Origin of the sequence: Pseudomonas sp. ADAK2, assembly GCF_012935755.1 — a bacterium.
Lineage (GTDB): Bacteria > Pseudomonadota > Gammaproteobacteria > Pseudomonadales > Pseudomonadaceae > Aquipseudomonas.
Genome location: NZ_CP052862.1, coordinates 3,088,552 through 3,102,828 on the forward strand (window position 1 = coordinate 3,088,552; position 14,277 = coordinate 3,102,828).

Annotated in this window: 11 protein-coding genes; 1 reads left to right on the top strand and 10 read right to left on the bottom strand. The window is 59.6% G+C overall.

Features of this window, described 5'->3' with window-relative positions:
- Window positions 1–88: 88 nt before the first annotated feature.
- Entirely contained in the window at window positions 89–985 is an 897-nt protein-coding gene (locus tag HKK52_RS14465; protein WP_169371382.1) for a LysR substrate-binding domain-containing protein, read from the top strand.
- Window positions 986–1,021: 36 nt separating this feature from the next.
- Here the strand turns inward: HKK52_RS14465 and ispD are convergent, their stop codons facing one another.
- From ispD to lpxB, 10 genes are all read right to left on the bottom strand, one after another.
- Entirely contained in the window at window positions 1,022–1,729 is a 708-nt protein-coding gene (ispD, locus tag HKK52_RS14470) for a 2-C-methyl-D-erythritol 4-phosphate cytidylyltransferase (RefSeq protein ID WP_169371383.1), read from the bottom strand.
- Complete coding sequence (gene ftsB / locus HKK52_RS14475) at window positions 1,726–2,004, bottom strand: cell division protein FtsB (RefSeq protein ID WP_008028992.1); 279 nt, start codon at window positions 2,002–2,004, stop codon at window positions 1,726–1,728. Before ftsB ends, ispD begins: the two co-directional genes overlap by 4 nt.
- Window positions 2,005–2,176: 172 nt before the next feature.
- Complete coding sequence (gene eno / locus HKK52_RS14480) at window positions 2,177–3,466, bottom strand: phosphopyruvate hydratase (RefSeq protein ID WP_169371384.1); 1,290 nt, start codon at window positions 3,464–3,466, stop codon at window positions 2,177–2,179.
- A gap of 156 nt (window positions 3,467–3,622) precedes the next feature.
- On the bottom strand, window positions 3,623–4,468 hold the full coding sequence (gene kdsA, locus HKK52_RS14485; protein WP_054047163.1) for a 3-deoxy-8-phosphooctulonate synthase: 846 nt from the start codon (window positions 4,466–4,468) through the stop codon (window positions 3,623–3,625).
- 5 nt (window positions 4,469–4,473) lie between these two features.
- A complete protein-coding gene (locus HKK52_RS14490; RefSeq protein WP_123508114.1) occupies window positions 4,474–6,105 on the bottom strand; it encodes a CTP synthase in 1,632 nt (543 codons plus the stop codon).
- A gap of 274 nt (window positions 6,106–6,379) precedes the next feature.
- On the bottom strand, window positions 6,380–7,693 hold the full coding sequence (gene tilS / locus HKK52_RS14495; RefSeq protein WP_169371385.1) for a tRNA lysidine(34) synthetase TilS: 1,314 nt from the start codon (window positions 7,691–7,693) through the stop codon (window positions 6,380–6,382).
- A gap of 128 nt (window positions 7,694–7,821) precedes the next feature.
- Window positions 7,822–8,769 (bottom strand): acetyl-CoA carboxylase carboxyltransferase subunit alpha, encoded by a 948-nt coding sequence (locus HKK52_RS14500; RefSeq protein WP_169371386.1) that lies wholly within the window; start codon window positions 8,767–8,769, stop codon window positions 7,822–7,824.
- Window positions 8,770–8,909: 140 nt separating this feature from the next.
- Window positions 8,910–12,431: a DNA polymerase III subunit alpha gene (dnaE, locus tag HKK52_RS14505; RefSeq protein ID WP_169371387.1), complete on the bottom strand. Its 3,522-nt coding sequence runs from the start codon at window positions 12,429–12,431 to the stop codon at window positions 8,910–8,912.
- Between the two features lie 76 nt (window positions 12,432–12,507).
- Window positions 12,508–13,134 (bottom strand): ribonuclease HII, encoded by a 627-nt coding sequence (rnhB, locus tag HKK52_RS14510; RefSeq protein ID WP_054047172.1) that lies wholly within the window; start codon window positions 13,132–13,134, stop codon window positions 12,508–12,510.
- Between the two features lie 11 nt (window positions 13,135–13,145).
- Window positions 13,146–14,276 (bottom strand): lipid-A-disaccharide synthase, encoded by a 1,131-nt coding sequence (gene lpxB / locus HKK52_RS14515; protein WP_169371388.1) that lies wholly within the window; start codon window positions 14,274–14,276, stop codon window positions 13,146–13,148.
- Between the last annotated feature and the right edge of the window lies 1 nt (window position 14,277).

The following is a 14,277-nucleotide window of genomic DNA, read 5'->3' on the forward strand; positions in this document are numbered from 1 at the left end:
AAAACGAGACAAGGAGTGTAATACACCGCCGTACGATGAATAATCGGGACAAATGCAAAATATTATTGCTGTACAGGGATAATCCTAAATGTCGGAAAACCGCTGGGAAGGGATCGACGAGTTCGTCGCCGTCGCCGAGTGCAGCCAGTTCACCGCTGCCGCCGAACGTCTTGGGGTTTCGTCCTCCCATGTCAGTCGACAAATCGTACGCCTGGAAGAACGCCTTCAGACGCGGTTGCTGTATCGCAGCACCCGGCGGGTCACCCTGACCGAAGCCGGGCAAACCTTCCTGCAACATTGCCAGCGTTTGCAGGACGGACGCGAAGAAGCCTTGCGCGCGGTCGGCGACCTGACCAGCGAACCCAAGGGCATGCTGCGCATGACCTGCGCCGTGGCGTATGGCGAGCGCTTTATCGTGCCGCTGGTGACTCGCTTCATGGGCCTCTATCCGCAATTGCGCATCGACATCGAACTCAGCAATCGCCAACTCGATCTGGTGCATGAAGGCCTGGACCTGGCGATCCGCCTGGGTCGCCTGCAGGACTCGCGGCTGGTGGCGACACGCCTGGCACCGCGACGCATGTATTTGTGCGCCTCACCGTCCTACCTGGAACGATACGGTCGCCCACACAGTTTGTCGGAATTGAGCCGGCACAATTGCCTCATCGGCAGTTCAGACCTGTGGCAACTGGAACAGAACGGGCGGGAATTTTCGCAACGGGTGCAGGGAAACTGGCGTTGCAACAGTGGGCAAGCGGTGTTGGATGCGGCGCTGCAAGGGGTCGGATTGTGTCAATTGCCGGATTATTACGTGCTGGAGCATTTGCACAGCGGCGCGTTGATTTCGCTGTTGGAAGCGCATCAACCACCGAATACGGCGGTGTGGGCGCTTTATCCACAGCAGCGGCATCTGTCGCCGAAGGTGCGCAAGTTGGTGGATTATTTGAAGGAAGGGTTGGCGGAGCGGCCGGAGTATCGGGATTGAGGGATTGAAGATTAAAAGATCGCAGGCTGCGTTCTTTTAGCGGCGGTTAGCCCAACGCTGACGCAACCATTCGAGGTCTTCCGGGCGTGTAACTTTGATGTTATCGGAACGCCCTTCGATCAAGCGTGGCGCCAAACCCGACCATTCCATCGCCGACGCCTCATCAGTAATCACCACGTCCGCGACCAGGCTATCCGCCAACGCCCGATGCAAGGCCCCCAGGCGAAACATCTGCGGCGTATAGGCCTGCCAGATCACGCTGCGATCCACGGTTTCCAGCACTCGTCCGTTTTTGTCGACGCGCTTGAGGGTGTCCCGTGCAGGCACCGCCAACAAACCACCGACCGGATCGTCCGCCAGTTCACTCAGTAATTTATCGAGATCATCGCGGGCCAGGTTCGGCCGCGCAGCATCGTGCACCAGCACCCAATCCTCATCATCAGCACCCAACGCGTGCAGGTGCAGCAACGCATTGAGCACCGACCCGGAACGCTCCGCACCACCCTCGACCCGCTGAATGCGAGCATCGGAAGCACAAGCCAGGTTTGGCCAATAAGGGTCATCAATCGCAAGACTGACCACCAACCCCTTCAGGGATGGATGATCAAGGAAACAGCCGAGGCTGTGTTCGAGAATAGTGCGCCCGCCCAGTTGCAAGTATTGCTTGGGACGGTCCGCGGCCATACGGGCACCGACGCCCGCGGCAGGAACCACGGCCCAGAAGGCCGGTAACGACTGGATCATTGAGCCAACTGGTAAAGGGTTTCACCGTCCTTGACCATGCCCAACTCATGACGAGCCCGTTCTTCAACGGTCTCCATGCCTTTTTTCAACTCGCTGACTTCGGCGTCCATCACCCGATTGCGTTCCAGCAAGCCTTCATTCTCAGCGTGTTGATCCGCGATCTGCTGAGTCAGCTCGGCCACTTGCGCCAGACTGCCGTTTCCCACCCACAGGCGGTACTGCAGGCCAGCCAGCAACAGGAGCAAGACGAGGAACAACCAATTGGGACTGCGCATCGAATATCAGGTATCCAGTGAAAAAAGACAGCCATGCCAAAACTATGAAGCTACTGATAGCACGAAGCCTGGAGGACCCAGGCTTGTGCTCTTAAGGCATCAGATTAGTGGCAAATCCATCGCTGTAGCGATTTTTCCGACACAATCCGGTGTCTTTTTTACCATGTACGACTTAACCGCGGAACTCGCTGCGGCCGTTGTACTTGGCTTTGCCATTCAACTGCTCTTCGATACGCAGCAGTTGGTTGTACTTGGAAACGCGATCGGAACGGCACAGGGAGCCGGTCTTGATCTGGCCAGCCGCGGTGCCCACCGCCAGGTCGGCAATGGTCGAATCTTCGGTTTCGCCGGAGCGGTGCGAGATCACGGCGGTGTAACCGGCAGCCTTGGCCATCTGGATGGCTTCCAGGGTTTCAGTCAGGGTGCCGATCTGGTTGAACTTGATCAGGATCGAGTTGGCGATCTTTTTATCGATGCCTTCTTTCAGGATCTTGGTGTTGGTCACGAACAGATCGTCGCCCACCAGTTGGATTTTCTCGCCGATCTTGTCGGTGAGGACTTTCCAGCCAGCCCAGTCGGACTCGTCCAGGCCATCTTCGATGGAGATGATCGGGTAGCGCTCGGTCAGGCCTTTGAGGTAATCAGCGAAACCTTCGGAGGTGAAGACATGGCCTTCGCCGGACAGGTTGTATTTGCCGTCTTCGTAGAATTCGCTCGCCGCGCAGTCCAGGGCCAGGGTCACGTCGGTGCCCAGTTTGTAACCGGCGTTGGCCACGGCTTCGGAGATCACTTTCAACGCGTCTTCGTTGGAGGCCAGGTTCGGTGCGAAACCGCCTTCGTCGCCGACGGCAGTGCTCAGGCCACGGGCCTTCAGCACAGCTTTGAGGTGATGGAAAATCTCGGTGCCCATGCGCAGACCTTCCGAGAAAGACTTGGCGCCAACCGGCTGAACCATGAATTCCTGGATGTCGACGTTGTTATCGGCGTGCTCGCCACCGTTGATGATGTTCATCATCGGAACCGGCATCGAGTAGACACCCGGAGTGCCGTTCAGGTTGGCGATGTGAGCGTACAGCGGCAGGTCCTGGTCCTGTGCTGCTGCCTTGGCCGCGGCCAGGGAAACGGCGAGGATCGCGTTGGCGCCCAGGGAACCTTTGTTTTCAGTACCGTCGAGCTTGATCATCGCGTGATCGAGGGCTTTCTGGTCGCTTGGGTCTTTACCCAACAGCAGGTCGCGAATCGGACCGTTGATGTTGCCTACGGCTTTGAGTACGCCCTTGCCCAGGTAACGGCTCTTGTCGCCATCACGCAGCTCGAGTGCTTCACGCGAGCCAGTGGAAGCACCGGACGGCGCGCAAGCGCTACCGATGATGCCGTTATCGAGAAGCACGTCCGCTTCGACGGTGGGATTGCCACGGGAGTCGAGAACTTCACGACCTTTGATGTCGACGATTTTTGCCATTGTTGTAAACACTCCAAAGTTGACGAAAACGACGCAGCTAGAGGAAATCTTTTACCGTCGGCAAGTGATGTGCAGCGGGCAGTCTTGCGGACGATAAGGCTCAGGCCCGAGGGCCTGAACATTAAATCGTGCGGTACTTTACCGGAGAAAAGAGGTTTACGCGGTTTCTACCGTCGGAAAACTCTTAACCAGTTCGTCCAACGCTTTGAGCTGGGCCAGGAATGGCTCCAGTTTGTCCAGGCGCAAGGCACAAGGGCCGTCGCATTTGGCGTTGTCCGGATCCGGGTGGGCTTCGAGGAACAGACCCGCCAGCGACTGGCTGATGCCGGCCTTGGCCAGATCGGTGACCTGGGCACGGCGACCGCCAGCGGAATCGGAGCGACCGCCAGGCATTTGCAGCGAGTGGGTCACGTCGAAGAACACCGGGTATTCGAACTGCTTCATGATGCCGAAGCCGAGCATGTCGACGACCAGGTTGTTGTAGCCGAAGCTCGAACCGCGTTCGCAGAGGATCAACTGATCGTTACCCGCTTCCACGCACTTGCTCAAGATGTGTTTCATCTCGTGCGGTGCAAGGAACTGGGCTTTCTTGATGTTGATCACCGCGCCGGTCTTGGCCATCGCAACCACGAGGTCGGTCTGGCGCGACAGGAAGGCCGGCAACTGGATGATGTCGCAGACTTCAGCGACGACCGCAGCCTGCTCAGGCTCGTGGACGTCGGTGATGATCGGCACGCCGAAGGCTTGCTTGATGTCCTGGAAGATCCGCATGCCCTCTTCCAGGCCGGGGCCACGGTAAGAGGTCACGGAGGAACGGTTAGCCTTGTCGAAGCTGGCCTTGAACACGTAAGGGATACCGAGTTTCTCGGTAACCTTTACGTACTCTTCGCAGACCTGCATCGCCATGTCGCGGCTTTCCAGCACGTTCATGCCACCGAAAAGCACCATTGGCTTGTCGTTGGCAATCTCGATATCGCCTACACGGATGATCTTCTGCGCCATTGGAATTACGCCTTCTTCTGGTGTTGAGTCAACGCTGCTTTGACGAAGCCGGTGAACAGCGGGTGGCCGTCGCGCGGGGTCGAGGTGAACTCAGGGTGGAACTGGCAAGCGACGAACCATGGATGATCCGGGGCTTCAACCACTTCAACCAGCGCGCCATCACCGGAACGACCGGAGATTTTCAGGCCGGCTTCCATGATCTGCGGCAGCAGGTTGTTGTTCACTTCGTAGCGATGGCGGTGACGCTCGACGATCACGTCTTTTGCGTAGCAATCGTGAACCAGCGAACCCGGCTCCAGCAGGCAGTCCTGTGCGCCAAGGCGCATGGTGCCGCCCAGGTCGGACGCTTCGGTACGGGTTTCGACGGCGCCGGTGGCATCTTCCCACTCGGTGATCAGGCCCACTACCGGGTGACCGCTGGTGCGATCGAACTCGGTGGAGTTGGCGTCTTTCCAGCCCAGCACGTTACGAGCGAACTCGATCACGGCCACTTGCATGCCCAGGCAGATGCCCAGGTACGGAACCTTGTTTTCGCGAGCGAATTGAACGGCAGTGATCTTGCCTTCCACGCCACGCAGACCGAAGCCGCCCGGTACGAGGATCGCGTCGACACCTTCGAGCAGCGCGGTGCCCTGGTTTTCGATGTCTTCGGAATCGATGTAGCGCAGGTTGACCTTGGTGCGGTTGCTGATGCCGGCATGACTCATCGCTTCGATCAGCGACTTGTAGGCGTCCAGCAGTTCCATGTACTTGCCGACCATGGCGATGGTGACTTCGTGCTCAGGGTTGAGCTTGGCGTCGACCACGGCTTCCCACTCGGACAGATCGGCGCCGCCACATTGCAGGCCGAAACGCTCAACGACAAAATCATCCAGGCCCTGGGAATGCAGGATGCCCGGGATCTTGTAGATGGTGTCGGCGTCTTCCAGCGCGATCACCGCACGTTCTTCAACGTTGGTGAATTGCGCGATCTTGCGACGGGACGAGATGTCGATCGGGTGATCGGAGCGGCAGACCAGCACGTCAGGTTGCAGGCCGATGGAACGCAGTTCCTTGACCGAGTGCTGGGTTGGCTTGGTTTTGGTTTCGCCGGCGGTGGCGATGTACGGCACCAAAGTCAGGTGCATCAGCATCGCGCGCTTGGCGCCGACTTCGAAACGCAATTGGCGAATCGCTTCGAGGAACGGTTGCGACTCGATGTCACCCACGGTGCCACCGATCTCGACCATGGCCACGTCGGCATCGCCGGCGCCCTTGATGATCCGGCGCTTGATTTCGTCGGTGATGTGCGGGATCACCTGGATGGTGGCGCCCAGGTAATCACCACGGCGCTCTTTGCGCAGGACGTGTTCGTAGACACGACCGGTGGTGAAGTTGTTGTTCTGGGTCATGGTCGTGCGGATGAACCGCTCGTAGTGGCCCAGGTCCAGGTCGGTCTCGGCGCCGTCGTGGGTGACGAACACTTCACCGTGCTGGAACGGGCTCATGGTGCCCGGGTCAACGTTGATGTACGGGTCCAGCTTCAGCATGGTGACCTTAAGTCCCCGCGCCTCCAGGATGGCCGCCAATGAAGCCGAGGCAATGCCTTTCCCCAATGAAGAAACAACACCGCCCGTGACGAATATGTAGCGCGTCATGAAAAACCCTAGAAGTCTGCGTTAAAGCGGTCCGAGCCGCCGGGGAAAGCGAAGGAAGGCCGAAGCCCCCGATCACCTGCATTAATCACAGTGCATCTTTCAAAAAAACCGCCGCGTTGGGACAGACCGGGAGATGAAACACCGGTGCGTTGCTCGCTACACATTTTTTGGAATCGCCCAGCAAAGACTGCTTGGTAATCGGCAACTCCTGCAATTCAGGCGAATCCACAGAAGTTGTATCAAGAAGGGAGCGTAGTCTACCGGAAAGCCCCTTTCAGCTCAAACCTTGATCTTCGCTCGGCGGCTGCCAAAGTAAATTCCAGCCGTCCCGTGTGCTGCCATTCAACCCCTGCAACCCCGCCACAGCCAGCAATTGCTCACCGCGATAGAGCAGCGGCAATCTGCCACGGGCAAACAAAGGCACGCCACTTTCATTAAGCAAACGCTTCAGGTCACGGTGACCGCGCTCAGGCAAATTCATGATCTCGCCTCCTTCACGATAGCGGATCTGCAGCGGGTCAGCGGGGATTTGCCCGGTCAGCGTGAGCAGGCCGTTATCCGGCAACACCAGTGGCAACGTGGGATCGGCCCAGCGTCCGACCACCGGTGGCGTGCGCAGCCAGGCACCGGACAACCACCAGATACGCCCGCTCGCCCGGTGCAGTTCACCGTCTGCCAGCCGCCAGATTGGACGGGCATCGCCAGTGGCATCGCGCAGATCCTGCCAACCCGACCAATGGTCACTGTCCGGCAGCCGTGTCTGCGTCTTCAACCAGTAACTCAAGGCATTGCGTTGACGTGCAGCGGAGAGTTTTGCCAATGAAGCCAGTTCCAGGGACGGCAATCCCAGCCAATCGAAATCATTGCGACTGCTCGCCTCGGCCAGATCGATCACCGCCAGCTCATCCAGCAACCCTTGGGCTTCGCGCAGATGCGCCGCGCTGCGGGCCATGGTCGCCTGCGCTTGCGGCCAACGCTCGGTCAGCACCGGGAACACTTGATGACGCAGGTAATTGCGCGAGAACTGCCGATCCTCATTCGAGGGGTCTTCGATCCAGCTCAATTGATGTTCGGCGGCATAAGCCTCGAGTTCCGCGCGGGTGACGTCCAGTAGCGGACGAAGCAAATGGCCCTGACCCAAGCCACGTTCGCCCGGCATCCCCGACAACCCCCTCACCCCGGCCCCGCGCAACAGTCGAAACAACAGGGTTTCGGCCTGATCGTCGCGATGCTGGGCGGTCAGCAGCACGTCATTGGCGTGAGTCGCCGCGATGAAGGCGCCATAACGCGCATCTCGGGCGGCACGCTCAAGGCTGGCGCCGGGTTGAATCTGGACGCGAACAACCTCTAGCGGCACACCCAAGGCATCGCAGACCGACTGACAATGATCCGGCCACGCATCGGCCACAGCCTGAAGGCCGTGATGAACATGGATCGCGCTGAGCGTGGGCAGAGAGTCGGTTTTGGCGAGGTGGGCAAGAAGGTGCAACAGGACGGTGGAGTCGAGGCCGCCGGAGAAGGCGATGCGCCAAGTATTGGCATTGCGCCAAGGGGCAAGTTGCTTGAGCAGTTTCGCGTGAAGTGACATGGGGCACACCAAAACCTTGTAGGAGCAACGCTTGCTCGCGATGAACGATAACGCGGTCGGTCAGTTAAACCGCTGCGTCCCCATCGTGGGCAAGCCTTGCTCCTACAGGGTGATGCAGGAGCGATTGATCAGAGACCGTAGCTCATCAGACGCTCGTAACGACGGGCCAGGAGCGCCTCGTTGTCGAACTTCTTCAGCATCGCCAGTTGCGAGCTCAGCTCGGCGCGGATCGAGGCAGCGGCAGCAGCCGGGTCGCGGTGGGCGCCACCCAACGGTTCGCCGATCACTTTGTCCACGATGCCCAACCCTTTCAGGCGCTCGGCGGTGATGCCCATGGCTTCAGCGGCATCCGGGGCTTTCTCGGCAGTTTTCCACAGGATCGACGCGCAACCTTCCGGCGAAATCACCGCGTAGGTCGAGTACTGCAGCATGTTCAACTGATCGCAGACACCAATCGCCAACGCACCGCCGGAACCACCCTCACCGATCACGGTGGCGATGATCGGGGTTTTCAGGCGTGCCATGACGCGCAGGTTCCAGGCAATCGCTTCGCTCTGGTTGCGCTCTTCGGCGTCGATGCCTGGGTAAGCACCCGGGGTATCGATAAAGGTCAGGATCGGCATTTTGAAACGTTCGGCCATTTCCATCAGGCGGCAGGCCTTGCGGTAGCCTTCCGGACGCGGCATGCCGAAGTTGCGGCGCACCTTCTCGCGCACTTCACGGCCTTTCTGGTGACCGATGATCATCACCGGCTCATCGTCCAGACGGGCAATGCCGCCAACGATGGCAGCGTCGTCGGAGAAGTGACGGTCGCCGTGCAGCTCGTCGAACTCGGTGAAGATGTGTTCGATGTAGTCCAGGGTGTATGGACGTTTCGGGTGGCGCGCCAGACGCGCGATCTGCCAGCTGGTCAGCTTGCCGAAGATGTCTTCGGTCAAGGTGCTGCTTTTGTCCTGCAGGCGGGAGATCTCATCGCCGATATTCAGCGAATTGTCATTACCGACCAAGCGCAACTCTTCGATCTTGGCTTGCAGGTCGGCGATCGGCTGTTCGAAATCTAGAAAATTCGGGTTCATAGGCGTCCGTCTTGGGTCGACTTCCAAGGGAGCTTGGGCCGGCCGGTTGTCTATTCGCGCCCTACCTTAAGGGAGAGGCGCGTTCAGGTCGAGATTAAAAATTCAGGTCGAGATCAGGCCCTAACTACAGGACCTGACCGTCAACGGTATTGGAGGAAGACGTTGTCTCGCCCGAACTGGTCACGCAGGGCTTGAATCAAGGCATCCGCCGGGTCGATCCGCCAGGTCTCGCCGAACTGCAGCAAGGCCTTCGCATCGGGACTGGTGTACTCCATGGTGATCGGGCACGCACCGCGGTGACGCTTGAACAGCTCACCCAGCCAGCGTAGCTGATCGCCTTTCAAATCCTTCGTGTGCAGCTTCAGGCGCAGGCTTTCGGCCAGGTTGGTGCGCGCATCTTCCATGCTCATCACCCGTTTGACCCGCAGGCGCAAGCCACCGGAGAAATCGTCGTTGCTGACTTCGCCTTCGACCACCACCATCGCGTCGGTCTGCAACAGCGACTGCGCGGAATGGAACGCCTCGGCAAACAACGACGCTTCGATCCGCCCCGAGCGGTCGTCGAGGGTGATGAAACCCATCTTGTCGCCCTTTTTGTTCTTCATGACGCGCAGGGCGATGATCATGCCGGCGACGGTCTGGGTATCGCGCGCCGGTTTCAGATCGATGATGCGTTGACGGGCGAAGCGACGGATTTCGCCTTCGTACTCGTCAATCGGGTGACCGGTCAGGTACAGGCCGAGGGTGTCTTTCTCCCCTTTCAGGCGTTCCTTGAGGGTCAGTTCCTTGGCCTTGCGGTGGTTGGCGTAGACATCGGCGTCTTCTTCGACGAACAGGCCGCCAAACAGATCAACGTGACCGCTGTCTTTGGTGCGCGCAGTTTGTTCGGCGGCCTTGATCGCCCCTTCCATCGCGTTGAGCAACACCGCACGGTTACGGTCGATGTTGGCCTGATAGGCTTTCTGCTCGTCATGGAAGTAAGGCCCCAGGCGGTCCAGCGCACCGCTGCGGATCAGACCGTCGAGGGTGCGCTTGTTGATCCGCTTGAGATCGACCCGGGCGCAGAAGTCGAACAGGTCCTTGAACGGACCCGCCTGACGCGCCTCGGTGATCGCTTCCACCGGACCTTCGCCCACCCCTTTGATCGCGCCGAGACCGTAGATAATCCGGCCTTCGTCATTCACCGTGAACTTGAACTCCGACGTATTCACATCCGGCGCGTCGAGACGCAGCTTCATGGTGCGAATTTCTTCGATCAAGGTCACGACCTTGTCGGTGTTGTGCATGTCCGCCGACAGTACCGCAGCCATGAACGGCGCCGGATAGTGGGTTTTCAGCCACGCCGTCTGGTACGACACCAGGCCATAAGCAGCCGAGTGAGATTTGTTGAAGCCGTAACCGGCGAATTTTTCCACCAGGTCGAAAATGTTACCGGCCAGGTCCGGGTCGATATTGTTAGCGGTGCAGCCCTCAATGAAACCGCCGCGCTGCTTGGCCATTTCTTCGGGTTTTTTCTTACCCATGGCCCGACGCAGCATGTCCGCGCCGCCGAGGGTGTAGCCGGCCATGACCTGGGCAATCTGCATCACCTGTTCCTGATACAGGATGATGCCGTAAGTGGGTGCCAAGACCGGCTTGAGGCCTTCGTACTGATAGTCCGAGTGCGGGTATGCCAGTTCGGCGCGACCGTGCTTACGGTTGATAAAGTCGTCAACCATGCCGGACTGCAGCGGGCCCGGACGGAACAGCGCCACCAGTGCGATCAAGTCTTCCAGGCAGTCGGGCTTGAGCTTTTTGATCAGCTCTTTCATGCCGCGGGATTCAAGCTGGAATACCGCAGTGGTTTCCGCTTTTTGCAGCAGCGTGTAGGTCGGTTTGTCGTCCAGCGGGATGAACGCGATGTCCAGCGGCGGCTCATCAACCTTGGCGCGATCGCGGTTGATGGTTTTCAGCGCCCAGTCGATGACCGTCAGGGTCCGCAGACCCAGGAAGTCGAACTTCACCAGACCGGCGGCCTCAACGTCGTCCTTGTCGAACTGGGTTACCAGACCGTCACCGGCCTCGTCGCAATAGATCGGCGAGAAGTCAGTCAGCTTGGTCGGGGCAATAACCACACCACCGGCGTGCTTACCGACGTTACGTACAACACCTTCCAGCTTGCGCGCCATCTCCCAGATTTCCGCGGCTTCTTCATCGACCTTGATGAAATCACGGAGGATTTCTTCCTGCTCGTAGGCTTTTTCCAACGTCATGCCGACTTCGAACGGAATCATCTTCGACAGACGATCGGCCAGGCCGTAGGACTTGCCCTGCACCCGCGCCACGTCACGGACCACCGCTTTAGCGGCCATGGAACCGAAGGTGATGATCTGGCTTACCGCGTTGCGGCCGTATTTCTCGGCCACGTATTCAATAACCCGGTCACGTCCGTCCATGCAGAAGTCGACGTCGAAGTCGGGCATCGATACCCGTTCCGGGTTAAGGAAACGTTCGAACAGCAGGTCATATTCCAGCGGATCAAGGTCGGTGATCTTCTGTACATAGGCCACCAGCGACCCGGCACCCGACCCCCGGCCCGGACCTACCGGCACACCGTTGCTCTTGGCCCACTGGATAAAGTCCATCACGATCAGAAAGTAACCGGGGAAACCCATCTGGATGATGATATCCAGCTCGAAATTCAACCGGTCGACGTAGACCTGACGCTTGGCTTCGTAGTCTTCAGTGGTGTCCTTGGGCAGCAGGACGGTCAGGCGCTCTTCCAGACCGTCGAAGGACACCTTGCGGAAATACTCGTCGATGGTCATGCCATCGGGGATCGGGAAGTTGGGCAGGAAGTGCTTGCCCAGCTTCACTTCGATGTTGCAGCGCTTGGCGATCTCGACGGTGTTTTCCAGCGCTTCGGGAATGTCGCTGAATAGCTCAGCCATTTCCTCGGCGCTTTTGAGGTATTGCTGATCGCTGTAGTTTTTCGAACGCCGCGGATCGTCGAGGGCGCGGCCCTCACCGATGCAAACGCGGGTTTCGTGGGCTTCGAAGTCTTCCTGCTTGATAAAGCGCACGTCGTTGGTCGCGACCAATGGCGCGCCGATTTTCTCGGCCAGGGCCACGGCGCCGTGCAGTTGCTCTTCATCGTTGGGGCGGTTGGTGCGCTGGATTTCCAGATAGAAGCGATCCGGGAACACCGCCATCCATTCGCGCGCCAGGGCTTCGGCTTCGGCCGGATTGCCACCGAGCATGGCCAAGCCGATTTCGCCCTCTTTCGCCGCCGACAGCATGATCAAGCCTTCGCTGGCTTCGGCCACCCATTCGCGCTCGATGATGATCGAGCCGTTGCGCTGGCCGTCGATGAAGCCACGGGAGATCAGCTCGGTGAGGTTGCGATAGCCCACGGCGTTCATCGCCAGCAGGCTGATCCGGCTCAGAGCGTTGTCCGGATCCTTGTTCGACAGCCACAGGTCGGCGCCGCAGATCGGCTTGATCCCTGCGCCCATCGAGGCTTTATAGAATTTGACCAGGGAACACATGTTGTTCTGGTCAGTGACCGCCACGGCAGGCATGTTCATGCCGACCAGGGTCTTGACCAGCGGTTTGATCCGCACCAGACCGTCGACCAGGGAATATTCAGTGTGCAGGCGTAGGTGAACGAATGAAGCCGGCATAGTGATCCTGTCTAGTAACGTGAAGACAACAAGGCCCGGATTGTACCGGGCCTTGGTAAAAACATCAGCCTTGCGACTAACTCTCGATCAGGTTTTCCCGCGCCTCGTAGGCCAGGCGTACTGGGGCGAACGAGCGGCGGTGAATCGGGGTCGGCCCCAAACGGGCCAGGGCTTCCAGATGAACGGGCGTTGGGTAGCCTTTGTGGCCACCGATGCCGTAACCCGGGTAAATCAATTCGAACGCGGCCATTTCACGGTCGCGGCTGACCTTGGCCAGAATCGACGCGGCAGCGATGGCCGGCACCTTGCCGTCGCCCTGCACCACCGCTTCAGCGCGCATGGACAGCTTCGGGCAGCGGTTGCCGTCGATCATCGCCAGTTTCGGCTGGATATGCAGGCCTTCGATGGCGCGCTGCATGGCCAGCATGGTGGCATGCAGGATGTTCAGCTCGTCGATTTCCTCGACTTCGGCCCGGGCGATGTGCCAGCTCAGGGCCTTCTCGCAGATTTCGTCGTAGAGCTTTTCGCGGCGGGCTTCGGTGAGCTTCTTCGAGTCGTTCAAGCCGAGAATCGGCCGATTCGGATCGAGAATCACCGCAGCCGTGACCACGGCGCCGCAGAGCGGGCCGCGACCGACTTCGTCGACACCGGCAACCAAATCTTCCACTTCAGCGACCAAGGTGAAATCCAGCCCCATTTGCATGCTTGTTTTACTCATTGTACGTGGCCGATCAGATTCAGCACGGCATCCGCCGCCTGGTTGGAGGCATCCAGACGCAAGGTCCGGTGGATTTCATCGAAGCCGCGGGTCTGTTCTTCGCCACCGTCGATCAGTGGGGACAAGGTCTGAGCCAGCGCTTCGACCGTCGCATCGTCCTGCAGCAACTCGGGCACCAGCAGGCGCTGGGCCAGCAAGTTTGGCAACGATACGTAGGGACTTTTCACCATGCGCTTGAGGATCCAGAACGTCAGCGGTGCCAGGCGATAGGCAACCACCATCGGACGTTTGTACAACAACGCTTCGAGCGTCGCCGTGCCGGAGGCGATCAACACTGCGTCACAGGCCGCCAGGGCCAGATGGGAGTTGCCATCGAGCAGGGTCAGCGGCAGATCACGGCCGGCTAACAGCTCTTCGAGTTGGGCCCGGCGCTGTGGGCTGGCGCACGGCATGACGAAGCGCACGCCGGGGCGCAAGGCGCGCAGGCGCTGGGCGGTATCGAGGAACAACGCGCCGAGACGGCCGACTTCGCCGCCACGACTGCCGGGCATCAACGCCACCAGCGGACCGTCGGGCAAGCCCAGCTCAGCCCGCGCTGCTGCGCGATCAGCTTGCAGCGGAATCGCATCGGCCAGGGAATGCCCGACAAACCGCACCGGCACGCCCTTTTCTTCGTAGAACTTCGCTTCAAACGGGAACAGCGTGAGCATCAGGTCGCAGCCTTCGCGAATCTTCAGCACCCGCTTTTGCCGCCACGCCCAGACCGACGGGCTGACGTAATGCACGGTCTTGATCCCGGCCTGACGCAGCTTGAGTTCGATATTGAGGGTGAAATCCGGGGCATCGATACCGATGAACACGTCCGGCTTTTCGGCGATCAGGTCCGCAATCAGCTTCTTGCGTCGGGCCAGCAGTTCGCGCAAGCGGCCCAGCACTTCCACCAGGCCCATGACCGAAAGACGTTCCATCGGGAAGTACGAAGTCAGGCCTTCGGCCTGCATCAGCGGGCCACCGACACCAATGAACTCCACCGCCGGATGCCGGGCCCTGAGGGCGCGCATCAAACCGGCACCCAGAATGTCACCGGAAGCCTCACCCGCTACCAGCGCAATACGCAGATTAGCCATG

What these genes read in the sequence shown, in the direction of transcription:
- HKK52_RS14465 (WP_169371382.1), top strand. Translation starts at nt 89, where the DNA reads ATGTCGGAAAACCGCTGGGAAGGGATCGACGAGTTCGTCGCCGTCGCC.
- ispD (WP_169371383.1), bottom strand. Translation starts at nt 1,729, where the DNA reads ATGATCCAGTCGTTACCGGCCTTCTGGGCCGTGGTTCCTGCCGCGGGC.
- ftsB (WP_008028992.1), bottom strand. Translation starts at nt 2,004, where the DNA reads ATGCGCAGTCCCAATTGGTTGTTCCTCGTCTTGCTCCTGTTGCTGGCT.
- eno (WP_169371384.1), bottom strand. Translation starts at nt 3,466, where the DNA reads ATGGCAAAAATCGTCGACATCAAAGGTCGTGAAGTTCTCGACTCCCGT.
- kdsA (WP_054047163.1), bottom strand. Translation starts at nt 4,468, where the DNA reads ATGGCGCAGAAGATCATCCGTGTAGGCGATATCGAGATTGCCAACGAC.
- HKK52_RS14490 (WP_123508114.1), bottom strand. Translation starts at nt 6,105, where the DNA reads ATGACGCGCTACATATTCGTCACGGGCGGTGTTGTTTCTTCATTGGGG.
- tilS (WP_169371385.1), bottom strand. Translation starts at nt 7,693, where the DNA reads ATGTCACTTCACGCGAAACTGCTCAAGCAACTTGCCCCTTGGCGCAAT.
- HKK52_RS14500 (WP_169371386.1), bottom strand. Translation starts at nt 8,769, where the DNA reads ATGAACCCGAATTTTCTAGATTTCGAACAGCCGATCGCCGACCTGCAA.
- dnaE (WP_169371387.1), bottom strand. Translation starts at nt 12,431, where the DNA reads ATGCCGGCTTCATTCGTTCACCTACGCCTGCACACTGAATATTCCCTG.
- rnhB (WP_054047172.1), bottom strand. Translation starts at nt 13,134, where the DNA reads ATGCAAATGGGGCTGGATTTCACCTTGGTCGCTGAAGTGGAAGATTTG.
- lpxB (WP_169371388.1), bottom strand. Translation starts at nt 14,276, where the DNA reads ATGGCTAATCTGCGTATTGCGCTGGTAGCGGGTGAGGCTTCCGGTGAC.